We start from the raw sequence: 23,734 nt of genomic DNA, 5'->3' as shown, positions 1-23,734 counted from the left end.
TGGGGAGGGGAGGCCGCTCTCTTGATCATCTGTGGGGGTTCTCAGTCATGCTCTGCGCCACATGCGGGATGCATCCGGCCACGACCGGCGAAGGTCTCTGTGACGGCTGCATGGTGGCCGCTGCGAACGCCGCTCCGCCTCCGGCCGGTCCCGCGATGCCGATCTCAGGACCGATTGCGGTACTGCGGTCCCCGGTGGGACTCGGACGCGCCGTCGTGACGCTGCTCTGCGTCATCCTCGTCTTCGACGTCGTCGCTGTTGCGGTCGTCTTCAACCTCGGGCAGGCGCTCGACACCTCCCAGGGCCTCAGCGGGTACTCCGTCGAACGCATCGAGCGGATCGAACGGTGGGTGAACGTCGTGGACGGGCTGACGAGGCTGGTGTACCTGGCGACGATCGTCGTCTTCATCGTGTGGTTCTACCGGGTGCGGGGCAACGCCCAGGTCTTCGCTCCGGATCTGCTCACCCGGGGGCGCGGCTGGGCGGTCGGCGGCTGGTTCATCCCCATCGGGAACCTGTTCATCCCGTTCGGGATCGCGGCGGAGGTGTGGAGAGCGAGCCGCAAGGACCCGTACATCGGCGCCGAGCCTCCCTTCAATCCCGTCAATCTGTGGTGGACGGCACTTCTCGCCAGCTGGTTCTTCACCAAGCTCGCCAACTTCCGTATCGATACGGCCGAGACTCTTCCCGAGGTGAGTGCGGCCTTTGACCTGCTCATCGTCGCGTGCTCGGTGGAAATCGCCGCGGCCGTCCTCGCCGCCCTCTTCGTCCACAAGCTCACGCAGATGCAGCACACCAAGGCGCTGCGCGGCCCGGAGCCGGCGGTTGTCGTCGCCTGAACTCTGACCGTGACGTGCAGGGGTGACGACCCGCCCGTGTCCGCGCGCGACGTGGGCGGGCGGGTCGTCACTGGCGTCTTCGGACGCTGCCGTCCGCCATTCCCTCGATCGGGGCACCGGCCGACGCCTTCTGGGTCCCGTCATCACGCTATGCGGCAATTTGCATGCTTATCGTCGGCTTGTTGACGCCTCATCGGATGGGGCGTCCGAAGCGATCTCGGAGATTTCATGCGTGCAGCAGTAATCGCGCTCGCCCTTGCGGCCGCAGTGTCCACGGCTGCGCCGGCGAGTGCAGCCGACACGGCCCACAGGGATGACGGACCGAGCCGGGGCGGGTTGAAGGTGACTGGGCTGACCAGTGACCAACGACTGGTGCAGTTCCCCGTCAATCGCCCCCGTGACGTCCGCCCGATCGGCGCTGTGAGCGGACTGACACCGGACACCGCTCTGGTAGGAATCGACTACCGGGTACAGGACGGCCGACTGTACGGGGTCGGCGACCTGGGCGGCATCTACACCCTGAACACGAGCACCGCCCAGGCGACGAAGGTCTCCCAGCTCACGATCCCCCTGTCCGGCGCGCTGTTCGGGGTGGACTTCAACCCGGCGGCGAACCGGCTCCGGATCATCAGCGACACCGGGCAGAACCTCCGCCACAACATCGACGATCCCTCGGCACCGCTGGTCACCACCAACGACGGAACACTGACCAACGCGACCGTGCCGCCCTCGACGGCGCTCGGGGTGACCGGCGCGGCCTACACCAACAACGACCTGAATCCGGCGACGGCGACCACGCTGTTCGACATCGACACCAACAACGACCGGGTCGCGATCCAGTCCCCGGCGAACGCGGGCACCCTCGCCCCGACCGGCAACCTCGGGCTCGACGTGGGCCCCTCCGCAGGCTTCGACATCTACTACTGGCCCAAGTCCGGTGCCAACCAGGGCTACGCCGCCCTGCGGTCCAACGGCTCGTACGGCTTCTACAGGGTCGACATCCTGGACGGCGTCGCCACCAACCTGGGAACCTTCCCGTCCGACCGGCAGGTCGTCGACGTCGCCCTGCCCCTGAACCAGCGCAAGATCCTCGATGTCACGCTGCCCCTGAACCAGCGCTGACCACATGGTCCCGTCGCAAGGCTCGGCCGCTGTGCCGGAGCGCACGCTCCGGCACAGCACAGCACAGCACGGCCGGGCGGGCGCCCCTGGCAAGGGATGGGCACCCCCGGCCGGGGTCGCGTTCGCAGCCCGGCTGCGGCTCCTGTCTGCCGTGAACGCAGAGTTGCTCATTCCTGGGCACAGGTGCTTCAGGCTCCCGTCGACACCGGCCTCTCGAAGAACGTCTCCAGGGCCACCGTCGCCTGAGTGCCGCTGACGCCCTCGATCGCGTACAACCTCCGCAGTACGTCCTGGAGTTGCTCGGTCGTCCCCGTCCTGACCTTGACCAGGACCGATGCGCTGCCCGCGATGATGTGGGCTTCCTGCAGCTCGGGGATCGCGGCGAAGTGTTCGCCGGAGTCGCCCATCCAGGCGGACGAGTCGACCATGACGAAGGCCAGCACCGCGCCGCCGACCGCGGCGGGGTCCACCTCGACCGCCGTGCGGCGGATCACCCCCGACTCCCGCAGCTTGCGCACCCGCTCATGGGCCGCGCCCGCGGAGAGCCCAACGGCCTTGCCCAGGGCGGCGTATGCCTGTGTGGCGTCCTCCTGCAGCAGGGTCAGCAGCTTCCGGTCCACTTCATCCATGACGGCCTCCTCCGAACCAGTTTCATGCAATGGGGTGCACTGACCATATGTCATCCTGTAATACTCGACATCAGCAGGATGCGATTCAGCTCTTGAAACTCGGAACGACTGAGGGAGAACGGACATGGCCACCGGCCGCCCCGCGCTGTACGAAGTGTTCGACGACAGGTTCCGTACGGAGAAGTGCGCCGCGGGTGATCTGCAACTGGAGACGCTGCACGTGGGCTCCCGCTGGGCGGAGGGACCGCTGTACATACCGGCCTGGCGCCAGCTGATCTGGAGCGACATCCCCAACGACCGGATGCTGCGCTGGGACGAGGAGACGGGCGCGGTCAGTGTCTTCCGCCGCGCCGCCGGACACACCAACGGCAACACCCTCGACCGCGAGGGCCGCCTGATCACCTGCGAACAGGGCAACCGCCGGGTGACCCGCACCGAGCACGACGGCACGCTCACGGTGCTGGCCGACCGCTGGCAGGGCAAGCGGCTCAACAGCCCGAACGACGCCACGGTGAAGTCCGACGGATCGATCTGGTTCTCCGACCCGGACTTCGGCATCACCAGCGACTACGAGGGCCACCGCGCCGAGAGCGAGATCGGCTCCAACAACGTCTACCGGATCGACCCGGACAGCGGCTCGGTGCACCTGGTGGCCGACTGCTTCGGCGCCCCGAACGGCCTGGTCTTCTCGGCCGACGAGCGGCAACTGTTCGTCTCCGACACCCGGGCAGGCTTCATCCGGGTCTTCGACGTACGCGATGACGGCACGCTGTCAAAGGGCGAGATCTTCGCCGAGGCCAAGGCCCGTAAAGCCGCCCGTTTCGACAACCTCCGCTTCGACGACGCCGGCCATCTCTGGGCCGCGGCCATGGACGACGGAGTGCACTGCTACGCCCCGGACGGGACCCTGCTCGGCCGCATCCTGGTGCCCAACACGGTCTCCAACATCCGCTTCGGCGGCCCGAAGAGGAACCGTCTCTTCATCACGGCGAACGACACGCTCTACTCCCTGGTCATGGGGGTCACGGCGGCACCGATGGCCCTTTGATTCCCGCCCTTGCCCTGAGGCCGCCCCGGACCGGTCAGCGTGCCCGGAACTGCTGCTGCCGCTCCAGCGCGCGGCGCAGTTCCACAGGGAGCTGGTGGTACGGACCGTACGCGCGCTCCGCGTCGTACAGCAGGGAACGGAACTGGTGCTGGGCCGCCGTGTGGTCGCCGACCGCGAGCAGCAGATGGCCGATGCGGTGGCGGACGTCGAAGGCCCGGCCCGCGTCCGTGCCGCCCGACTTCTGCTGCACCTCGTAGTGGGGCAGCACCGCGCGGTACTCGGCGAGCGCTGCGGCCGGCTGGCCGAGCTGTTCCAGGCACTGGGCGGCGTCGTAGCGGTACTGCAGGGACTGCGGGTCCGCCGGGCCGGCCTCCGCCGTGCGGTCGTCGGCGAGGCGGCGCAGTTCCGGCAGGGCGCGGCGGTACTGGCCGTCGTCCATCAGCGTCGTCGCGTACTGCTTGCGCAGGATCCGCACCACCGGTGAGTGCTCGCCGTGTTCGGCGGCCGCGGCCGGGAGGATGTTGCCGAGGATGTCCACGGCCTGGGTGATGCTGCCCTCGCCGAGCAGCCGCTTGACCTCGTCGACCGCGGCCGCCACATCGGGGCGGGGCGCGGTCGGTGCGGGCGGGGCGACCGGGGGCGGCGGGGTGCTCACCCGGTCCGGCCAAGGGGCGTGCGGGCGCAGGAACGGGCGGGTCGGGTCGAGCGGGCCCTGGGGCGTGCCGCGCGCGGGCAGCAGCGGGACCAGCGCCTCGTACACCTCCTGCGCACCGGAGGGGCGGTGCTGCGGGTCCTTGGCGAGCAGGCGCAGCACCAGCGCTTCGAGGGCTTCGGGTATGTCGGGGCGCAGCTGGCGCACGGGCAGCGGGGGTTCGTACAGATGGCGGTGCAGTACGCCGAGCGCGGTGGAACCCGCGAACGGCACGTTGCCGCTGAGGAGTTCGTGCAACAGCACGCCGAGCGCGTACAGGTCGGTGTACGGGCCGACCGCGCCGCCCATCGCCTGCTCGGGGGCCATGTACGCGGGGCTGCCGATGGGCGATCCGGTGTGGGTGAGCCGGGTGGTGTCCGTGTCGATGACGGAGGCGACGCCGAGGTCGAGGACGGTGACCGTGCCGTCCGGCTTCACCATCACGTTGCGGGGCTTGAGGTCGCGGTGGACGATCGGCACCGCGTGCACGGCGCCGAGGACCGCGCACAGCTGGGCGGCGACCGAAGCGGCCCACTGCCACGGGTACGGATCGTGCTCCGCGAGATGGTCGGCGAGGTCCGCACCTTCGACGTACTGCATCACCAGGAACAGGTCGTCGCCGTCGTTGCCCGCGTCATGGACGGTGACCAGGCCCGGGTGGGTGACCTGGGCGGTCACCCGGCATTCGCGCACGAACCGGCGGCGCATCTCGTCGGCGGCGGTGGCGGCGGCCATGAGGTCGGGGCGCAGCAGCTTGACGGCGACCCGGCGGTCGAGCCGCCCGTCGTACGCCGTCCAGACCTGGCCCATGCCGCCCTGCCCGATGAGGCCGGCGAGCTCGTAACGGCTCGCGATGACGCGTCCGTTCACCGCCCGCCGTCCTGTTCCCTGCGGAGGTAGTCGCTCAGCTCGTCGAGCTCGGCGCGGACCTGGTCGATGCGGGGACGGTTGTCACGCTGCGGGGGTGCGGGCGGAGGGGTGGGCGCGGAAGTGGGAGCAGGCGTGGGCGGAGGCGTGGGTGCGGACCGAGGCATGGGCTGGGGCTGCGCCTGGGGCGGCACGGGCGGGTAGCCGTATCCCGCCGGCCGCTGCGGTGTGCCGTACGGCGCCGAGGGATTGGTGACCGCCGCGTACGGCGAGCCCGCCTGCGGCGGCCTCCAGCCCGGGGCAGGCTCCTGGTAGTGGCGGATGTCCGCGACCAGGTAGTGGGTCGGAATCCCGATCGCCATACCGAACAGCACGATGACGAAGACGACGTCGATCGGCCGCAGGTCGTCGTTCTCGGTCGCGGCCAGTTCCGAGTCGGAGCCGTACTCGCCGAGGACCACCATGATCGTGATCACCAGGCCGAGGCTCACCCAGAACAGCACCCAGTCCAGCCGGCGGCGCCGCATGATCGCGATCCGCAGCATCGTCGCCCATGACAGCAGGCCGCAACTGAGCAGTGCCAGCGCCACGAAGAGCGCGCGCAGGGCGACCAGCACACCGGTCGACGGACGCGGGGGCTGCGGCGGCACATAGCCGTGGCCGTGCATTTCTGCTCCTGACGGGCCTGGGGACGAGGCGTAGGGGACTGAGCGTATACACCGACAAGGACAAGGGGTCCCCGGTTGTACGGACTCGGTGTCCGATGCGTCACTCCGCGGGCGTGGACTGCGTCACTCCGGGAGCACGGTGCCGTCGGTCAGCCCGTCGTACAGTCCTTGGACGAGTTGCTCACCGAGCCGGCCGGCCAGACGCAGCGCGTCCTCGAAGGCGGCCAGGGTACGGAAGCGTTCCCCGTAACGCTGCTGGTCCGCGAGCGGCATCCGGGGCAGCTGGAGCCGGCGGACGTCCAGCCGGGTGGCGGTGGAGGCATAACTGCTGGCCTGCCGGGTGTTGGCGGTGCCGCGCAGGAAACCGGCCAGGAACCACGGGTCGAGCGCGTCCGGGTCGGGGTGCAGGAGCTGGAGGTTGCGGCCGAGGGCGGCACCCGCGGTGGCCCGGTCGACGACACGGACGACGGATCCGCCGCCGAGTACGGGCACCACGACATCGCCCTCCTCGACCCGCACCGGCGGCTCCTCGTCGGTGCTCCCGGCGAGCAGGCCCGAGGGGGCGGTCCCGGCGAGCACGTCCTGCTCGGTGAGCACAGGGACGGCCTGGCCCTCGCTCGGAGCGGACGGGGCCGGGGTGAGGGCCGTGGACGCGGCTCCGGCACTGAGCACCAGCGCGCCCGCGCGGGCCAGCTCGCCGACGGTGGTGGCGGGCCAGTGCGCGGGCTCCGCGCACCGAGCGGCCTGCGGGGTGAGCTCGCCGGTCAGCCGCAGGGTGTCGGTCAGCCGCTCCCGTACCCGGGCCAGCTCCTCCGCCCCGCCGCCGGCGGCCGGCGGCAGATGCCGGGCGGGGGCCAGATCCACGTCGTCGTCGAGGAGTTCGATGACGGGGACCGAGCGGCTGACGCCGGGCTGTTCCTCGGCCGTGCCCTGCCGGTCGAACGGCGGCCAGGCCTCCAGCACCGCGTTCTGCACGGCCTGCCAGTCGAGCCGGTCACGGCCGCCCCCGCCCGCCCCGGCCAGCTCGGTGGTGTCGACGAGCAGCACCTCGGGCGCGGGCGGCTGCCCGGCATCGGGCTTGCGCAGCACCCACAGGTGCAGGGGGATGCCGTACGGCGGTGCGGCGCCGGGGGGCAGGGCGACGACGGCCCGCAGCGCGCCGCGGCGCAGCAGTCCGGCCCGGATGCGGCGGCCCGAGCGGCGGGAGGCGGCGGCGGGCGGCATCAGCAGGACGGCGGTGCCGCCGGGGCGCAGCCGGGCAAGGGCGTGCTGGACCCAGGCCAGCTCGGACTCGGTACGGGCGGGGAAGCCGTACTCCCAGCGCGGGTCGTAGGCGAGTTCGTCATGGCCCCAGTTGCGTTCGTTGAACGGCGGGTGGCACAGCACCGCGTCGGCGGCCAGCTGCGGGAAGGCGTCGGCACGCAGGGCGTCGCCGCATCCTGCCCGTACCTCGGCGTCCGTGTGCAGGGCGAGGCGCAGAGCGGTGACCGCGGCCAGCTCGGGGTCGGCCTCCTGGGCGTACAGCGCTTCGGGGCGGTCGACGGCGCGCAGCAGGGCTCCGGTGCCGGACGCGGGGTCGAGCACGGTACGGGCGGGGCCCGCGAGCGCGGCCATCAGGGCGGCGGGGCCGGGTGGAGTCAGCGTGTACTGGCGGGGGTTGGCGTCGAGTTGGCGGCCGACGAGAAACTCGAAGGCCTGAGCGGCACCGAGCTCGGCGGAGAGTTCGGCGACGCCGCGCAGCAGCGGGACCGAGGGGAGCAGCGCGGCGGCGCCGGGGGTGTTCACAGCTGCGACCGGACCGGCCGAGGTGTCCCCTCGTGGGGCAAAGGCACCGGCGGCGGAGGTGTTCACAGACGCGGCGGACGTGCCGAGGCGCCGACGGAGCACCGCGTCGAGGGCGGCAGGCAGCAGTTGGGCGAGCCGCTCGTCGGAGACGGCGGCCGCCTCCAGCCAGACGGTGGGCCGGTCGCGTACGAGCAGCAGGGTGCAGCCGGCATGGACCAGTGCGGTGACGGCGCCTGCGGGGTGGGAGGCGAGCTGCTGCCACACCCGTTCACGGAGCGGAACTTCGGCAAGTTTCCCCTGGTCGCGCAGCCACTGCTCGACCTCGGCGAGAGCGAAGGACGGACTGGTCTCGGAGCCGCCGACGGGCTTGGGGAAGTCGGCGTGGCGACGTCGCCAGTTGCTGACCGCGGCACGTCCGACCCCCGCCAGACGGGCGATGCCAGCAGCGGTCACCTCGCTCGAACTGTTCGGCACAGGCCAACTCCCTCATCCGTCACGACCGTTGTACCCGCCCTTGTTGTGCCATCGAGCATACCGAGCACACAGACGAGAGACCCTTTCACATTGTGGACCGAATCCTCATCCTGAAACAGTGTTGACTCGGTTCACAAGCTCTGGTCTTATTAACTCGTCCTTACACGGGGTCTTCACAAACCCCGGCCACATCTCCATGTCCCGGAGGACATCCATGTCCCAGTCCATGCAGCAGCAGCAGCCCCCGTTCGGCCATGCGCCCGCGCAGCCCCTGCGCAACGGCCTCGGCACGGCCGCCCTGGTGCTCGGCATCATCGGCACCCTGTCCGGCCTGATCCCCTTCTTCTTCTGGCTGGCGGGCATCCTCGGCCTGATCGCCCTGATCCTGGGCCTCTCCGGACGGGGCCGGGTCAAGCGTGGCGAGGCCGCCAACAAGGGAGTGACCACCACCGGCGCGGTGCTCGGCCTGGTGGCGCTGATCCTCTCGGTGGTCGGCGCGGTGATCACCTTCAAGGCCGTGGACGAGGCGGTCGACGAGATCAACAAGGCCACGAACGGCTCCTCGGCCTCGAAGAAGCCGGGCGGTGACAAGCCCCTGGAGAAGGCGGAGGAGGGCGAGGAGGTCACCGGCAAGGCGCTGGAGGCCGGCGACGGCGCCGAGTACGACGACGGTCTGACCGTCACCGTGTCCGCCGCCAAGCCGTACACCCCGGACGAGTTCGCCGTGGGCCACACCAAGGGCAACAAGGCCTACAAGGTCACCGTCGTCATCGAGAACACCGGCAAGGAGAAGTTCGACGCCAACCTGGTCACCGCCGACGCCCGCGCCGGCAAGGACGGTGTCGAGGCCGAGCAGATCTTCGACGGCAAGCTCAGCGCGCCGATCGACGGCACCATCCTGCCCGGCAAGAAGGTCACCGCGGACTGGGCCTTCGACGCCCCGGCCGACGCCAAGAACCTGACCGTCGAGGTCAGCCCGGGCTTCGAGTACAACGCGACCGTCTGGGAGCTGAAGCTCTGACGTCGGGCGGACCAGCGTCCGCCACGGACCCGCTCACCGCGGGCACCCCCCTCTCCCCCACACCTTTCGTTCCTGGAGACCGAGATGCGTGACGACAGCCCGCGCCGCCGCCCGCCCGCCGCACTCCGCTCCACCGCACCGCGCTCCACGGCGCTCTGCTCCGTCGCAGTCCTCGCCCTGACCGCCTGCGGCCCGGTCATCGGCGAGGACCGGGCCGAGCGGACCGCGCCCGCCGGCCCGTTCGCAGGTCTGTCCGGCCCGGAGATCGCCGAGCGCTCCGTCCAGGCCACCAAGGAGGCCTCGTCGCTGACGCTGGACGTGGACTTCACGACCGAGGACGGCCCGCTGAAGGCCTACATGGCCACCGGCAAGGACGGGAAGTGCGCGGGCACGCTGTCCGTCGGCGCGACGGGCACTGCCGAGCTCATCAAGATCGGCCCGGCCGCCTACCTCCGCTTCGACGAGGCCTTCCTGCGGGAGGAGCTCAAGGGTGAGCCCGCCGCCGAGGCGCAGGCAACCCTGAAGCTGCTCAAGGGCCGCTGGGTCCGTACCGACGCCTCGGACGAGGAGGCCGCCGAGGAACTCGAACTGTGCGACCTCGACCAGCTGTTGGGCGACATCGAGGCGAACGACACCGAAGCGCGCCGGGGCAGGCAGACCACCGTCGACGGCCGCAAGGCACTGATGCTGACCGAGGCCGACGGCGACGCGACCTACACGATGTACGTCGCCACCGAAGGCAAGCCGTACCTGCTCAGGATCGACCAGAAGGGCGGCGAAGAGCCGGGGACCATCGCCTTCTCGGACTTCAACAAGCCGGTCGTGGCGAAGAAGCCCGCGGACAAGGACATCTTCGAGCTCCCGGAATGAGGGCATCTGACGCGTGAAGGCCGCCCGGTGGGCGGCCTTCACGCGTTCACGGGTGCGCTCACCGCTCAGACCCGGTGCCGCACCCACACATTCGGCTCGACATACACCGCGTACCCGCGCTCCGCATCGCAGTGCACCGGCAGCAGCGCACCCGGCACCTCGACCGGTCCGGTCTCCGCGAAGGGCAGTCCGGTCCACCGGCGCCACTGCTCCAGCGATCCGGCGACCGTCATCGAGGCGGGCGCCACCTTCTCGATCACCCCGCCGGCCCGGACGTGCACCCGCAGCCACGGATCGTGCGGCAGCCCGTCCGCCTCACGGGTGCGGTACGCGTACTCATGGATCAGCGCGTCCGCCTCGGCGCTCTTCGCACTCGGGCGCACCGGTGCGATCAGTTCCGAGAAGCCGAGACGGCGTACGTTGTCGCGCATCGCGGCGAGCATCAGGCCGGAGATGCCCTGGCCCTGCCGGTCCCCCGCCACGGTGATCTCGATCGCGCTCACGAGGTCCGGGGCGCGCCCGTGCCGCAGGTCGGAGAACGCCCACAGCATCACCTGGTCCCAGCCGCCGTCCGGCAGTGCCTCCCGTCCCTCGGCCGCCTGCTGGAACGGAACACTGAACGCCCGCCCCACGACGCTCCCTTCGGGATCGGTGGCGACGAGCACGTACTCGGGCAGCTCGGCGACGATCCGCCCGATGTACGCCCAGCCGACCGGATCGTTGGTCACGAACTCCGGCCAGGTGTCAATCATCTGCCACATGGGGTCCTGCAGTTCGGGGCGCTCGGCGAGCGTGGTGATGGTCAGATCCATCCCGGCAGGCTAGCCATCGGCCGTCCGCCGTCCCAGCGGGTATTTCCGTCCCAGCGGGTACTGCCGTCCCGGCGGAGCGAAAATCATGTGATCCATCCCCGGGACGAGAGACACAATCACCCCCATGTCGCAAACCGCCGGTGAGCTGCTCGCCGCTCTCGAACCACTGCCGTTCCCCGAGCGTCTGCGCCACACGGCCCGCACCGCACAGTCACTCTCCGGCGCGGAACTGACCTCCCTGCTCGAGGAGCTGGACCGCCGAGGGCCGTACGAGCGCAGGCTGGCGGCCCTTGCCGCGCTGGCCGGCGGACAGGCCGGCTTCCTGGCCGCCCGGCTGACCGATCCGGACCGTGTCGTCAGCGGATACGCCCTGCGCGCCGCGCGGACGCTGCCGCTCGCGGACGAGGCGATCGAGTCCGCCTACGCCGGTGCATCCGCGGCGACCCGGAACCGGCTCGCGGGCGTCGTGCTGGCCGGCCGCCGCACCGCGCTCGCCGAACGCCTGGTGGTTCGGCTGCGCGAGGAGTGGGGCGACGGGGAGGCGACCCGTCTGCTGGCGGCCTGTTCCGCCGACTTCGTGGCTGCGCTGCTGCCCGAGCTCGCCCATGCCTTCGGTTCCTGGACCAGGTTCGCCCGCACCCACCCCGACCTGCTGCTCGACCACGCAGAACGCGAACTCGCCGAGCAGAGCCAACAGCATCTGCGGGCCAACTGGTGGGAGCGGAACGCCTCCGGCGTCGCGGTCGCCGCCGCGGCCCGGCCGGAGCGGGTGCTCACGCTGCTGGAGCGCCACGGCCCGGCCGCCCTGCCGTGGCAACTGTGGGACCGACTCGGCCTCCTGGTCACCGCCGACGCGGAACGCATCGTGCGCTGGATCGTCTCGCCGGACCGGGAGCAGCAGCGCTATGAACGCCTGCCCTCCCCCGGCGTACTGCGCAAGCTCGTGCAGGCCGACCCGCCGTCGCTGCCCATGCTCGGCCGGCACTGGAGGAACCGGCAGCACCTCACCGACCTGCTCAAGGCGATGCCTCCGAGCCGGCGCGGCGACTTCTTCGACGCGGCGATGGACGGCATCGCCGACCACCACCCGACGGATGACGTACTGAAGCTGCTGCCACGCGAACGGCGCTGGGCGGAGGTCCGGTACTGGGTGGCCAAGGGGCCCGCGGCGGGGTGGGACTGGCACGACGTCCTGGACACACTGGCGCACGGCCCGCTGGACGAGGCCAGGCCCGAGCTGCTCACCGCTCTGAAACGGTCCGACCCGGACGACCGCGCACTGGTGTGGCCGCTGCTGGTCGCCTGCACCGGCCGCAGCGGCGAGCGGTCCGCCATGGCGGACCTGCTGACCCTGATGCAGCGGCTGCGCAACGAGCAGGACCCGGTACGCTCCACGGCACTCGGCGCGCTCGCCGACCTGCACCCCGCACTGTTCGCGCCGCAGGACGTCGCGGCGCTCGACCACATTCTGCTCGACGCCCTTGAGGCCAGGGACAGTTCGACGGCCACCAGGGACGCGCTGCGCCGTCTCGCCGTCGGCCTGCTGGTCGAGGGCGCCACGGAGACCGCGGGCGGCACGGACGCCGGCCCGGACAACGCGGGCGTCGGCGCGAAGGGTGAATCCGCCCTGTTGGGCTGGGCGTTGCGTGCGCTGGAGCGCATCACCGCGCATGTCGGGGTCACCGACTTCGGACCGCTGCACCGCACGCTGCGCCGCGGCCAGGAGCACCAGGTCTTCGAGGTCCTGCGCCCCTGGCTGGAGGCGGCGTGCGACAAGGCCGACCACCGGCTGCTGTTCGCGCTGACCGCCGCGCTCGGACACCGGGCCCGCCGGATGCCCGAGCTCCAGCGGATGCTGGAGGACGCGCTGGCGTACGGCTCCCATCACGCGTTCTCGACGGCGGCCGGCCTCTGGCTGGACGCACCGGCGACCCGCGACGAGCGGGCGGAGCGCATCCTCGAACTCGAACCGTCGGCCGCGGTCCTCGCCCCCGTACAGCAGGTACTGACCCGGCGCCGTACGGATCTGCTGGACGTGCTGCTCGGCGACGAACCGCCGTACGGGCGCTTCCTGGTGCCCGGCAGCCGCCGGCCGCTGCCCCTGCTCGGGGACGCCGGCCGATGGCTGCCCCGCCAGCAGGACGCGGCGATCCGGCTGGCCGCCGCGGCGGTCGCGGACGAGACCCGCCCGGCGTACGACCGGGCTCGCGTCTTCCGGGAAGCGGCACGGGTGCCGGTGCACGGACGACGGCTGGCGCTCGAACACGCCGAGGCGCCGGAGGTGGTCATCGCCGAGGCCGCGCTGGGCGCACTGCCGTGGACCGACCTGCCCGAGGAGACACTGCCCGTGCTGCTCGCCCACGCCGGGGGCGACCGCGCACGGGTGGCGGTGTACGCGGCGACCCGCGTGGCCCGCTTCGCGCAGCCGTCCGAACTCGGCGTGCGGCTCGGTGGGTTGCTGAGCTCTGCGCAGGGCGTGAAGGTGACCAGCCGCAAGGAGGCGGTCCGCCTCGCGGCCCGGTTCCTGCCCGTACGGCAGGCCGCCGGACTGCTCGCGGCCGCCTACCGGGCACCGGAGCAGCACCCGGACGTCCAGGCGGCGATCGTGTCCGTGGCCGCCGGACTGCTGGGCGCGCCCGAGATGTGGGACGTCCTCACCGAGGCCCCGCAGGGCGCACCGCAGGTCCAGCACGCATTCGTGGGGATCAGTCCCTGGGAGATCCCCGAGGCGCACCGCCCCCGCTGTGCCCGGCTGGTCGGCGACACCTGCCGGTCGGCTCACCCTGAGGTCACGTACCCAGCTCTGAACGCCTTGCCCAAGTGGTCCGGTTACGCACCTGAGGTGGCATCCCTCCTCGGCCGTGCGGTGACCGACCTGAACGAGCGGACCAACTGGCGCCAGGCCTCCTGGGCCCTCGTCGAGCTGGCCACCTCCGGGCTCCCCCACCCGGTCGGCGGCGCCGCCGAGGGAAGCCTGTTCCACACGACGGTGGCCGAGCTGCTCACGGCGATGCGGCGCGGCGATTACGAGGCGCTGGCCGACCGGGACCTGCCTGCCCGCCAGCGCCTGCTGTATCTGGTGACCGGGCTGCCCGACACGCCCCAGGACTCCTCCGGGCGCCGGGTGAAGGAGTCACTGGCACAGCAGCTGGCGGACGATCCGTCCCTTGTGGAGGCCCGTGCCGGTCTCCTGCGCATGCTGGTGGACGTCCACGCGGACCTCCCCGAGCTCATGGCACGGCTTCGCGCTCTGGCGGACGCGGTCGACGGACGCCGGGTCCTCGCCGCCGACATGGGCAGGCAGCTCGCGACACGCGGGTACGTCCACGGGCGGGCGCCCGAGCACCCGGAGACCGCACTGGCCGCGGCCCGGCGCCTCGCGGCGGACGGCTCGGTCGCCACCGGCATCCTCGCGCTCGGCCTGGTGTCCAGGCTGGGCCCGCGGCTCGGCTGGCCCGAAGAGTGGCGGACACTGCTGCGGCAGTTGCGGCGGCACGAGGACATGGATGTGCGGCACGCGGCATACGCAGAGACGACGCATCGCGAGTGACGGCGTCCGGCGGTCCGATGCATCGGCCGGGGACGTGTGAGCACGCCGGGCGGGAGCCGGGGACGTACCGCCGGCCAAGAGGCGTCGGCCGGGCACACGCCGTCGGGGAAAGAAGTGTCAGCCGCCGCACTGGGCGAGCATCGTCCGCTTGTCCGCGGCGGTCACCGGCAGCTCGTACTTGACCGCCACCTGCGCGAACCGGACCGCGTACGAGCAGCGGACCGGCCGGCTGGGCGGCAGCCAGGAGGCGGGTCCCGAGTCGCTCTTGGCGCTGTTGGCCCGGCCTTCGACGGGCAGCAGATTCAGGGGGTCGTTGGCCAGTCGGCGCCGCTTGGCCTGGTCCCAGCGGGCCGCGCCCATCTGCCAGCTGTACGACAGCGGGACGACATGGTCTATCTGCACCTCGGCGGCCCGCTGCTTGCGCCACTCGATGGTCCGGCCGGTGTACGGATCGTTCAGCATCATGGCGACGACCACACAGTCGGAACCGTCACGGAAGCGCAGCTTCTGACCGTCCCGGCGGATGAGATCGTTCCGGGTGTCGCAGCCGTTGCGGGCCAGCGGTACACCGTCCGCCGTGTCCATCCAGGCGTAGCCGAACTCGTCCCGGGCGTAACCGGTCCTGGGGCCACGCCCCTTCGTGGCCAGCGCGGCGATCAGGTCGCGGGCCGCCGCCTTGTCGCCCTCGGAGTCGACGGGCGCGAGACCCGGCCGCGTACCGTCCCGATTGGCCAGCGGACTGACGCTCAGGCCGCCGCTCGGAAGGGCCGTCTGCCGTGGTTCGCCGTTCAGCCCGCTCCCCGTACAGCCTGTCAGCGCCGCCGCGCCGAGGAGAACGGCACAACCCGCCGTACCCGCGCGCGATATCCGATCCCGGAGCCTGTTCACGCGCGCACCCTACCGGCGCTGGGGGAGGTGCCGGGAAGAGGGTGACCGGCTCCGGCTCTAGGACGACTTCAGCCGCGCGGCCTGGGTCTCCATCGACCGCCGCATCCACGGCCCGAGCGGCTTCTCCACGAGCCGGTGGATCAGCCAGGCGAGCAGGAGCATCCCGCAGACGGTGGCCGCCAGCGTCGGCCAGTGGCCGAGGTGGAACTTGCGGTGCAGCACGGAGATGGCGAACCAGCCCAGATGCTCGTGCACCAGATAGAAGGGGTACGTGAGCGCCCCGGCGACCGTCAGCCAGCGCCAGTTGGCCCACCGCAGCCCGCCGAGGGCCACGGCCGCGACCGAGCCGAACGCGAAGGTCACGACGGCCAGGATCACGTACGGGCTGCGCTCGATGTAGACATGGGCGGAGTCGGGGTGCCACAACGCGCTGGTGGAGTAGCGCTGGCCCAGCGCCCAGCTGACTCCGACGATGCCCCACAGCAGCAGGTCGCTGCCGTGCCGGTGGATGAGGTAGAGCGCGAGGCCGCCGATGAAGAACGGGGCGTGGTCGCGCATGACGATCTCGTCGGCGAGCGGGTTGTCCGCCACGCGGGCCAGGACCCCGGCCACGGTCCACAGACAGCAGAAGACGACCACCCGCCGGTAGGTCACGCCCTTCCACACCACGAACAGCGCGAAGAGCAGATAGAACCGGGCCTCCACCCAGAGCGTCCAGCACACGCCGAGGACGCGGTCGACGCCCATCGGCTGCTGCAGCATGGTGAAGTTGACCAGGATCTCGTTGAGCCGCAGGGGCTCGCTGACGGACGGCAGCACGACACAGGCGGCCGTGGTCAGCAGGATGGCGACCCAGTAGGCGGGGTAGAGCCGCGAGACGCGTGAGCGGAAGAAGTGTCCCAGCGACTTGCCCCAGCTGCTCATGCATATGACGAAGCCGCTAATGACGAAGAAGAGCTGTACGCCGAGGCATCCGTAGGCGGCCGCGGAGGACAGCCCGGGGAAGAGCTCCTTCGGGGAGCCGCCCCAGAACTCGCCCGTCGACGACCGGCCGGCGTAGTGGTAGAGACACACGCTCAGCGCCGCGAGGATGCGCAGACCGTCGAGAGCGCGCATCCGGTCGTGGGCCCGGGGCGTCGCGACCGCCCGCTCGGCCGCCCGGGGCGCCGGGATCACGCTGTGTACCACCGGCTGTGCTTCCTGTGTCCGATTGGGTGCGGCGTCCGCCTCCGGTGCCTGAACACCTGCACCACTGCTCATCGACTCATCTCCCGGTCGGCCCACGTCCGTGCACTGTAAACATGGCCGCGGCGGCCGAAGGCCCCGGAAAAGCGGCCTTCCCGCAGTGTTCATCCAGTGCTCATCCGGACGTTCCCGGGCGGGTCGGCCGTGGCCGCCGACGGCCGCCGCGCCCAGGCCGTCGGCCTCGACGCGCGAAACCTTCCGAGTGCGGGTACGGTCGAAAGGGAACCTGTTCCCTTCGGAAGGACTACTGCATGGGGAGCGCCGAAAGGTTCTAGGAACCAGACACAAGTACGCACACGCACACGCACCGCCCACCGGAGCCGAGCCGGCCACCGGGGGCGGTGTTCCGTTGTGGCCGCCCGTCACCGCCCGCTCGCCGCACTGCGCCGATACCGGTCACACCTTGCCGATACCAAGGGTGTTCTCGCCGGGCAGCAGGCCGGTACCGAGCATCGCGACCCAGTACGTGCCGAGCAGTTCCGCCAGCCGCGCCCCGCCCTCGGCGCCGAGCGCGGCCCAGGGCGCGGCGGCCAGCTCGTCCGTACGCCGCTCGACGCCGGAGCGCAGCTCGCGCCCTGCCGCGGTGGCCACACCGTGCTCGTCCAGCAGTCCCCGCCCGACGAGCCGGGTGCGCGCAGCGTCCCACTGCGCCGCGCTCCAGCCGCGGCTCTCGAAGACCTTCACCGGAGCCGCCCCGACGCCCGCGAACGAGACGAGCGCTTCGACGGGGTCGAGACCGGCGGTCAGCAGCGCGGCGAGATGGCCGTCCCCGCGGTGCTCGCGCAGGATCGTCGCGGCCTGCCAGAGCACCAGGTGCGGTGCGTCGGGCCAGGGCAGCGCGGCATTGCCCGCGGCGAGCGGCCGCCCCGCCGGCTCCGCGGCCTCGGCCGCACGCCGGGTCAGGACCGCCGCCTCGGCGAGCTCCGCGGAGTCGGCCGCGTCCCCGAGGACGGCACGGTAGGTCCGGTCGACCGCCCGCAGCCTGGCGGCGAGCACGGCGTCGGGCGTGGCGGCGCGCCAGGCGTCGGGCACGTACCGCGCCACCATCTCGGGGCTGAAGCTGTAGAACGCCGAGGTCACCTGGCCCGCGGTGGCCGGCCCGAGCGGGGCTGCGCGCCAGGCGAAGTAGCTGGGCCAGCGCTCGTCGGTCCGGTAGCCGAGCGCCGCGGCCTCCTCGAACGCTTCCGGCGCGTAGTACAGCACCGCGTGCAGGGGCTCCAGCAGATGCCACATCTGCCGTACGTGTCCCAGGTCCTCCGGCATGACCCCTCCTCGATCCGCATGGACTATCTAGACACCGACCAGATTGCGCGAGCCGGAGGAACTTGTCAATGCCTAGATTCCGCGTAGCCTGATCCCATGAGCCGACCGACCTACCATCACGGCGATCTGCGCCGCGCCGTGCTGAGCGCCGCCCTCGACGTCATCGCCGCGGAGGGCCCCTCCGCCCTGAGCCTGCGCGACCTCGCCCGCCGCGCGGGTGTCTCGCACGCGGCCCCGGCCCATCACTTCAAGGACCGGGCGGGCCTGCTCACGGCCATCGCGGCCGAGGGCTTCGACCTGCTGGCAACCTCCCTCGCCGCGGCACCCGACCTGCGGGAGCGAGGGGTGCACTACGTGCGTTTCGCGGTCGGGCACCCCGCGCACTTCCAGGTCATGTTCCAGCCGGAACTGCTCCGCCCCGACGACCCCGACCTGCTGGCGGCGAAAGCCCGCGCCGACGCCGAACTGCGGTCGGGCGTGGTGGAACGGAGTCCTGCCGCGGACCCCACGCTGATGGGAATCGCGGCCTGGTCGGCCGCTCACGGCTTCGCGACGCTGCTGCTGACCCGCAACCTGGACCGCCCGCTGGACGGCCGCGATCCGGCGGAGACGTTCCGGGAGCTCACGCACATGATGTTCGGCCCGGCGCAGTGAGCACGCCGGGCCATTGACCACGGCGGGCGACGGGACAGGGGGCGGGACCACGCCGGACCGGCCGACCGGGACTTCCGGACGGCCGACCGGCTCCGGTCAGCGCCCGGCGAGCGCGACCTGGACGCTCGGACCGCTGCCCGCGGCCCAGTCGGCGCCGCCCGGGTGGTCGAGCCCGGTACCGAACGCGAGGTCGGTACCACCGGGGTGGGCGAGACCGGTACCGAAGGCCAGGGCGGCCAGCACCCCGACGATCACGCCAACGAGCTTCTTGTGCATGGGTGTTGTGCTCCTTCGTCGCATTCCCTGCGATGGCGCAGGCGGTCGTCGGCGAGTCTTCTGGCTCCCAGCCGCCGCGGGCAACCACTTTCGGGCCCGCGCGAGGCGTGACGGCGCCTGTCGCCCCGGGCGACGAGACCCGTTCGGATCAGGCAAGCAGCGAGAGGCTCGCAGCGAGATCACTGCGTCATCGCTGCCGCAACCAAGCCGAACACGCATGGAGGCCATCGGCTCTCGCCGTGATCCGTACAGGGCGAGGCTCGGTGGTTCGCGGCTCCGTCGGAGTCGGTGGGTAGCTCTTCAGTCCGGCACAGGGTCCCGGAAGCCGCGCCGCCGGGCGGCCTGCGGACGGCAGCGCAGCAGCCGGGCCAGGATCAGGCGTCCGCCACGAAGCGCGCCGTGCCGGTGCAGAGCCTGCACGGCGTAGGTGGAACAGGTCGGCGTGTACGTGCAGCACGCAGGCCGGGCGGGGCTGATCACGGTGCGGTAGTGGCGCACGGCCGCATACATCCCGGCGGCCGCACGGCCGGCCGGCCGTGGAGCCGCGGGGTCCTCACCGGACCGGGCTGCCCCTGCCGAAGGGCGGCAGACTGCGAGAAGCAGAACCGTCAGCCACATGGCAGGACAGCAACGGCTGTACCCGACCCAGGTGTCGAGCGCCCCCGCGCAGCACCCCTCTTCCTCGCTGTTGTGCTTCTTCTGCTGTCCGGACCTGTTGGTCCGCTGCGGCTTCGACACGACACCCTCCCCCGCCGATCGTACGCACGCTCACCTGCGATGCAGGAACCAGGCGGACGGCGACAGCCTTACGCCCGCCCAGGCCCCAGCTCCACGCCACGGCCGGCGTAGTACCGGTCCAGCACCTTCCAGGGGATACGGGCGAATTCCTGGGAGTGGCCCGGGAAGCCGGACGGGTTGTGGATCACCACATGGTCCTCGGTCGTCCCGACGGCCAGGACCAGATGACCGCCCCGGTGCGGCGGAGAAGGGGCCGCCGGCTCACGGATGGACGGGTGCACCGAGAGCAGCAACAGTCTGCCTGAGGCGACGAGTTCGGGGATCTCGCCACCGGGCAGCTGCGGGCGCGACCGGGCATGCAGCCCCCATCTGCGCTCGGCGTAGGACGCGAACGGCCCGTAGATCAGCCCGTCCAGGCCATCGGCACGCTTCACGTACGCCCCGGCCTCGAGGCACTCCGCCGCCAGGGCCATGGGCGCCGGTACGGGGTGCCGCCAGAAGCCGAGTGCCATACGCAGGCAGGCCATCCCGCACAGCCGCCAGGACCACCACTCGTACTCCTGCGGGCTCTTCGCCCCGTACTCGGCCCACAACGGGTCGTCGGCGGCCCGCATCGTGCCACCGATGATCGCGGGCACCAGATCGGGCGAGGCCCACTGGGCGTAGTACGGAACGGTGTGGATGACCGTGGCGCTCCCGTCCGCAGGGCGCGCCCCGAGGCCGTTGCTGCCGCGCACCCGCTACGAACCCAGGATCGTCGTCAGGAACTCACCCGTCCACGCCAGCAGTTCCCGCCCCACCACCGGCTTGCCGCCGATCTTGCCCGTCGTCGGGCGCGGGACCAGGATCTGGTGGATCGCCGGCTTGATGACCGTACGCGGGTACAGGCGCTTCAGACGCAGCTCCTGCGATTCGCGCAACTCGACCGGGGCGAAGCGGATGTTGGAGCCCTGGAGCACGATCTCGCCGACGCCGCAGGCGCGGGCCAGCATGCGCAGGCCGGCGACGAGGAGGAGGTTCTCGACCGGCTCGGGAAGCTTGCCGTAGCGGTCGGTCAACTCCTCGCGGACCGCCTTGATGTCCTCCTCCGAGTTGGCCGAGGCGATGGCGCGGTACGCCTGCAGACGCAGCCGCTCGCCCGGGGCGTAGTCGTGGGGGACATGCGCGTCGACCGGGACCTCGATCTTGACCTCGAGCGGGGGCTCCTCCTCGACACCGCCCTCGACGGCGGCACGGTAGTCGGCGACCGCCTCGCCCACCATGCGGATGTACAGATCGAAGCCGACGCCCGCGATATGGCCGGACTGCTCGCCGCCCAGGAGGTTTCCCGCGCCGCGGATCTCCAGGTCCTTCATCGCGACATACATGCCCGCACCCATCTCGGTGTGCTGGGCGATCGTGGCGAGACGTTCGTGCGCGGTCTCGGTGAGCGGCTTCTCCGGCGGATAGAGGAAGTAGGCGTAGCCCCGCTCGCGGCCACGGCCCACACGGCCGCGCAGCTGGTGCAGTTGCGAGAGGCCGAAGTTGTCGCCGCGCTCGACGATCAGGGTGTTCGCGTTGGAGATGTCGATGCCGGACTCGACGATGGTCGTCGAGACGAGCACGTCGAACTTCTTCTCCCAGAAGTCCACGACCACCTGCTCCAGGGCCGACTCGGGCATCTGGCCGTGGGCGGTCGCGATGCGGGCCTCGGGCACGATGTCGCGCAGTCGGGCCGCGGCCCGGTCGATCGACTCCACACGGTTGTGGATGTAGAAGACCTGGCCCTCACGCAGCAGTTCACGCCGGACGGCCGCGCCGAGCTGCTTCTCCTCGTACGGGCCGACGAAGGTGAGAACCGGGTGCCGCTCCTCCGGCGGGGTGGTGATCGTGGACATCTCGCGAATGCCGGTGACCGCCATCTCCAGCGTGCGGGGGATGGGGGTGGCCGACATCGTCAGCACGTCCACGTTGGCCCGCAGCTTCTTCAGCTGCTCCTTGTGCTCGACGCCGAAGCGCTGCTCCTCGTCGACGATGACCAGGCCCAGGTCCTTGAACTTCGTCTCCGAGGAGAAGAGACGGTGGGTGCCGATGACGATGTCGACGGCGCCGTCCCGCAGGCCCTCCAGTGTCGCCTTCGCCTCCGCATCCGACTGGAAGCGGGACAACGCCCGTACATTCACCGGGAACTGGGAGTACCGCTCGGAGAACGTGCCGAAGTGCTGCTGCACCAGGAGCGTGGTCGGGACGAGGACCGCGACCTGCTTGCCGTCCTGTACCGCCTTGAAGGCCGCGCGCACGGCGATCTCCGTCTTGCCGTAGCCGACGTCGCCGCAGATCAGCCGGTCCATCGGGACCGTCTTCTCCATGTCCTCCTTGACCTCGGCGATCGTGGAGAGCTGGTCGGGCGTCTCGACGTACGGGAACGCGTCCTCCAGCTCGCGCTGCCACGGCGTGTCCGGGGCGAACGCATGCCCGGGCGCCGCCATCCGCGCGGAGTAGAGCTTGATCAGGTCGGCGGCGATCTCCTTCACGGCCTTCTTCGCGCGCGCCTTCGTCTTCGTCCAGTCCGCGCCGCCGAGCCGGTGCAGCGTCGGCGCCTCGCCGCCCACGTACTTGGTGACCTGCTCCAGCTGGTCGGTGGGGATGTAGAGCCGGTCGCCGGGCTGGCCGCGCTTGGCCGGGGCGTACTCCACCAGCAGGTACTCGCGCGTCGCGCCCTGCACGGTGCGCTGCACCATCTCCAGGTAACGGCCCACGCCGTGCTGCTCGTGCACGATGTAGTCGCCGACCTCGAGGGTGAGCGGGTCGATTGTCTTGCGGCGCCGGGTGGGCATCCGCTGGCCGTCTTTGCCGGCCGCCTTCTGGCCGGTCAGATCGGTCTCGGTGAGCACGGCCAGTTTGAGCGCCGGATCGATGAAGCCGTAGTCGATGGAGCCGGTGGCGACATGGACGAGCGACGGGGAGACGTCGGTGAGGTCGGCGTCGAGCCGGGCCGCGATGCCCTCGCCGCCGAGCACCTCGACCGTGCGGGCAGCGGGGCCGTGCGCCTCGGTGACGAACACCGTGCGCCAGCCGTCCGCCAGCCAGCCCTTGGTGTCGGCGAGCGCACGGGCGGTGTCGCCGCGGTAGGTCTCGGGGGCGTGCATGCCCAGCTTGAGCGTGTCCTCGTCGAGGTCGACATCCGCCGCGAACGGGGATACGGACCACCACATCATGCCGAGCTCGCGCGCCCGGTCCCGCACGTCCGCGATCCCCCACAGCGAGGCCGCGTCCAGATCGATCGGCGCCTCTCCTCCGCCCGCGGTCGCCGCCCACGACGCCTGGAGGAACTCCTGCGAAGTCGCCACCAGGTCGGCGGCCCGGGTACGGACCCGCTCCGGGTCGCAGACCACGGCCATGGAGCCCTTGGGGAGCACGTCCAGCAGCAGTTCCATGTCGTCGACGAGGACCGGGGCGAGGGACTCCATGCCCTCCACCGCGATGCCCTCGGCGATCTTGCCGAGCAGTTCACCGAGCTCCGGGTGCTCTTCCGCCAGCGCCGCGGCCCGTCGGCGCACGTCCTCGGTGAGCAGCAGCTCACGGCAGGGCGGCGCCCACAGCCCGTGCTCGGCGACCTCCAGCGAGCGCTGGTCGGCGACCTTGAAGTAGCGGATCTCCTCGACGTCGTCGCCCCAGAACTCCACCCGCAGGGGGTGCTCCTCGGTGGGCGGGAAGACGTCCAGGATGCCGCCGCGCACCGCGAACTCGCCGCGCCTCTCGACCAGCTCCACCCGCGCGTACGCGGCGGCCGCGAGACCGTCGACGACCTCGTTCAGATCGGCCTGCTGCCCGGTGCGCAGCGACACGGGCTCCAGGTCGCCGAGCCCCTTGACCTGCGGCTGCAGCACCGACCGTACGGGTGCGACGACGACGCTGACGGGACCTGCGGCCGGATCGTCCGCCGACGGGTGCGCGAGGCGGCGCAGCACGGCGAGCCGGCGGCCGACCGTGTCGGAGCGGGGCGAGAGCCGCTCGTGCGGCAGGGTCTCCCACGCGGGGTAGTCGACGACGCCCTCGCCCGGCAGCAGGGAGCGCAGCGCGGCGGCCAGGTCCTCGGCCTCCCGGCCGGTCGCGGTGACGGCCAGCACGGTCCGCCGGGCCTCGCGGGCGAGCGCGGCGACCGCGAAGGGCCGCGCGGCGGGCGGGCCCACCAGGTCGACGTGCATCCGGCGGCCGTCGGCGGCCGCCTTGACCGCTTCGGCGAGCGCCGGGTCACGTACGACGGCATCGAGCAGACCGTGCAGGCTCATGAAGGGCTTCCATCCGAGGACTG

19 protein-coding genes are annotated in these 23,734 nt (G+C 71.5%); 7 read left to right on the top strand and 12 right to left on the bottom strand.

Annotated features, from left to right (window positions below; all coding sequences use genetic code 11):
* Positions 1–194 precede the first annotated feature (194 nt).
* Entirely contained in the window at positions 195–839 is a 645-nt protein-coding gene (locus tag ABZ208_RS20230; protein ID WP_356910837.1) for a DUF4328 domain-containing protein, read from the top strand.
* 228 nt (positions 840–1,067) lie between these two features.
* A complete protein-coding gene (locus tag ABZ208_RS20225; protein ID WP_356910836.1) occupies positions 1,068–1,961 on the top strand; it encodes a DUF4394 domain-containing protein in 894 nt (297 codons plus the stop codon).
* A 188-nt stretch (positions 1,962–2,149) separates the two neighbouring features.
* Here ABZ208_RS20225 and ABZ208_RS20220 read toward each other — a convergent pair whose 3' ends face one another.
* Positions 2,150–2,590: an Lrp/AsnC family transcriptional regulator gene (locus ABZ208_RS20220; RefSeq protein WP_356910835.1), complete on the bottom strand. Its 441-nt coding sequence runs from the start codon at positions 2,588–2,590 to the stop codon at positions 2,150–2,152.
* A gap of 124 nt (positions 2,591–2,714) precedes the next feature.
* Between ABZ208_RS20220 and ABZ208_RS20215 the strand changes: the two genes are divergently transcribed.
* Positions 2,715–3,638, top strand: a complete 924-nt coding sequence (locus tag ABZ208_RS20215; protein WP_356910834.1) for an SMP-30/gluconolactonase/LRE family protein — start codon at positions 2,715–2,717, stop codon at positions 3,636–3,638.
* A gap of 34 nt (positions 3,639–3,672) precedes the next feature.
* On the opposite strand, the gene ABZ208_RS20210 is transcribed toward ABZ208_RS20215, so the two are convergent.
* From ABZ208_RS20210 to ABZ208_RS20200, 3 genes are all read right to left on the bottom strand, one after another.
* Positions 3,673–5,199, bottom strand: coding sequence for a protein kinase (locus tag ABZ208_RS20210; RefSeq protein ID WP_356910833.1), 1,527 nt, complete (start codon positions 5,197–5,199; stop codon positions 3,673–3,675).
* The gene (locus ABZ208_RS20205) at positions 5,196–5,864 is read right to left on the bottom strand and encodes a hypothetical protein (RefSeq protein WP_356910832.1); all 669 of its coding nucleotides are present in this window, start codon (positions 5,862–5,864) and stop codon (positions 5,196–5,198) included. The genes ABZ208_RS20210 and ABZ208_RS20205 overlap by 4 nt, the downstream gene beginning before the upstream one ends.
* A 123-nt stretch (positions 5,865–5,987) precedes the next feature.
* Complete coding sequence (locus tag ABZ208_RS20200; protein ID WP_356910831.1) at positions 5,988–8,123, bottom strand: N-6 DNA methylase; 2,136 nt, start codon at positions 8,121–8,123, stop codon at positions 5,988–5,990.
* 214 nt (positions 8,124–8,337) lie between these two features.
* On the opposite strand from ABZ208_RS20200, the gene ABZ208_RS20195 reads away from it, so the two are divergent.
* Both ABZ208_RS20195 and ABZ208_RS20190 read left to right on the top strand, forming a co-directional pair.
* Positions 8,338–9,144 carry a DUF4352 domain-containing protein gene (locus ABZ208_RS20195; protein ID WP_356910830.1) on the top strand — a complete coding sequence of 269 codons (807 nt, stop codon included), beginning with the start codon at positions 8,338–8,340 and terminating at the stop codon, positions 9,142–9,144.
* Positions 9,145–9,228: 84 nt separating this feature from the next.
* Positions 9,229–10,014, top strand: a complete 786-nt coding sequence (locus ABZ208_RS20190) for a hypothetical protein (RefSeq protein ID WP_356910829.1) — start codon at positions 9,229–9,231, stop codon at positions 10,012–10,014.
* Positions 10,015–10,079: 65 nt separating this feature from the next.
* Here ABZ208_RS20190 and ABZ208_RS20185 read toward each other — a convergent pair whose 3' ends face one another.
* The gene (locus tag ABZ208_RS20185) at positions 10,080–10,826 is read right to left on the bottom strand and encodes an N-acetyltransferase (RefSeq protein ID WP_356910828.1); all 747 of its coding nucleotides are present in this window, start codon (positions 10,824–10,826) and stop codon (positions 10,080–10,082) included.
* A gap of 124 nt (positions 10,827–10,950) precedes the next feature.
* On the opposite strand from ABZ208_RS20185, the gene ABZ208_RS20180 reads away from it, so the two are divergent.
* Positions 10,951–14,376: a hypothetical protein gene (locus ABZ208_RS20180; protein ID WP_356910827.1), complete on the top strand. Its 3,426-nt coding sequence runs from the start codon at positions 10,951–10,953 to the stop codon at positions 14,374–14,376.
* 117 nt (positions 14,377–14,493) lie between these two features.
* Here the strand turns inward: ABZ208_RS20180 and ABZ208_RS20175 are convergent, their stop codons facing one another.
* The 3 genes from ABZ208_RS20175 to ABZ208_RS20165 all read right to left on the bottom strand — a co-directional run bounded on the left by ABZ208_RS20175 (position 14,494) and on the right by ABZ208_RS20165 (position 17,772).
* Positions 14,494–15,168 (bottom strand): HNH endonuclease family protein, encoded by a 675-nt coding sequence (locus ABZ208_RS20175; protein ID WP_356910889.1) that lies wholly within the window; start codon positions 15,166–15,168, stop codon positions 14,494–14,496.
* Between the two features lie 153 nt (positions 15,169–15,321).
* A complete protein-coding gene (locus ABZ208_RS20170; protein WP_356910826.1) occupies positions 15,322–16,452 on the bottom strand; it encodes an acyltransferase in 1,131 nt (376 codons plus the stop codon).
* 453 nt (positions 16,453–16,905) lie between these two features.
* Positions 16,906–17,772: a hypothetical protein gene (locus tag ABZ208_RS20165; RefSeq protein WP_356910825.1), complete on the bottom strand. Its 867-nt coding sequence runs from the start codon at positions 17,770–17,772 to the stop codon at positions 16,906–16,908.
* Positions 17,773–17,868: 96 nt separating this feature from the next.
* On the opposite strand from ABZ208_RS20165, the gene ABZ208_RS20160 reads away from it, so the two are divergent.
* Complete coding sequence (locus tag ABZ208_RS20160) at positions 17,869–18,426, top strand: TetR/AcrR family transcriptional regulator (protein WP_356910824.1); 558 nt, start codon at positions 17,869–17,871, stop codon at positions 18,424–18,426.
* Positions 18,427–18,522: 96 nt separating this feature from the next.
* Here the strand turns inward: ABZ208_RS20160 and ABZ208_RS20155 are convergent, their stop codons facing one another.
* From ABZ208_RS20155 to mfd, 4 genes are all read right to left on the bottom strand, one after another.
* On the bottom strand, positions 18,523–18,702 hold the full coding sequence (locus ABZ208_RS20155; RefSeq protein WP_356910823.1) for a hypothetical protein: 180 nt from the start codon (positions 18,700–18,702) through the stop codon (positions 18,523–18,525).
* 300 nt (positions 18,703–19,002) lie between these two features.
* On the bottom strand, positions 19,003–19,440 hold the full coding sequence (yidD, locus tag ABZ208_RS20150; protein WP_356910822.1) for a membrane protein insertion efficiency factor YidD: 438 nt from the start codon (positions 19,438–19,440) through the stop codon (positions 19,003–19,005).
* Between the two features lie 68 nt (positions 19,441–19,508).
* Complete coding sequence (locus tag ABZ208_RS20145; protein ID WP_356910821.1) at positions 19,509–20,177, bottom strand: C39 family peptidase; 669 nt, start codon at positions 20,175–20,177, stop codon at positions 19,509–19,511.
* A gap of 3 nt (positions 20,178–20,180) precedes the next feature.
* A complete protein-coding gene (gene mfd, locus ABZ208_RS20140; RefSeq protein WP_356910820.1) occupies positions 20,181–23,711 on the bottom strand; it encodes a transcription-repair coupling factor in 3,531 nt (1,176 codons plus the stop codon).
* Positions 23,712–23,734 lie beyond the last annotated feature (23 nt).

The organism is Streptomyces sp. NPDC006208, assembly GCF_040613775.1.
GTDB lineage: Bacteria > Actinomycetota > Actinomycetes > Streptomycetales > Streptomycetaceae > Streptomyces.
Note: the sequence above shows the minus strand (reverse complement) of the source record. Positions and strands in the feature narration are given on the sequence as shown.

Coding starts and splice junctions, on each gene's coding strand:
- ABZ208_RS20225 (WP_356910836.1), top strand. CDS start 1,068: ATGCGTGCAGCAGTAATCGCGCTCGCCCTTGCGGCCGCAGTGTCCACG.
- ABZ208_RS20220 (WP_356910835.1), bottom strand. CDS start 2,590: ATGGATGAAGTGGACCGGAAGCTGCTGACCCTGCTGCAGGAGGACGCC.
- ABZ208_RS20215 (WP_356910834.1), top strand. CDS start 2,715: ATGGCCACCGGCCGCCCCGCGCTGTACGAAGTGTTCGACGACAGGTTC.
- ABZ208_RS20205 (WP_356910832.1), bottom strand. CDS start 5,864: ATGCACGGCCACGGCTATGTGCCGCCGCAGCCCCCGCGTCCGTCGACC.
- ABZ208_RS20195 (WP_356910830.1), top strand. CDS start 8,338: ATGTCCCAGTCCATGCAGCAGCAGCAGCCCCCGTTCGGCCATGCGCCC.
- ABZ208_RS20190 (WP_356910829.1), top strand. CDS start 9,229: ATGCGTGACGACAGCCCGCGCCGCCGCCCGCCCGCCGCACTCCGCTCC.
- ABZ208_RS20185 (WP_356910828.1), bottom strand. CDS start 10,826: ATGGATCTGACCATCACCACGCTCGCCGAGCGCCCCGAACTGCAGGAC.
- ABZ208_RS20180 (WP_356910827.1), top strand. CDS start 10,951: ATGTCGCAAACCGCCGGTGAGCTGCTCGCCGCTCTCGAACCACTGCCG.
- ABZ208_RS20165 (WP_356910825.1), bottom strand. CDS start 17,772: ATGCCGGAGGACCTGGGACACGTACGGCAGATGTGGCATCTGCTGGAG.
- ABZ208_RS20160 (WP_356910824.1), top strand. CDS start 17,869: ATGAGCCGACCGACCTACCATCACGGCGATCTGCGCCGCGCCGTGCTG.
- ABZ208_RS20155 (WP_356910823.1), bottom strand. CDS start 18,702: ATGCACAAGAAGCTCGTTGGCGTGATCGTCGGGGTGCTGGCCGCCCTG.
- mfd (WP_356910820.1), bottom strand. CDS start 23,711: ATGAGCCTGCACGGTCTGCTCGATGCCGTCGTACGTGACCCGGCGCTC.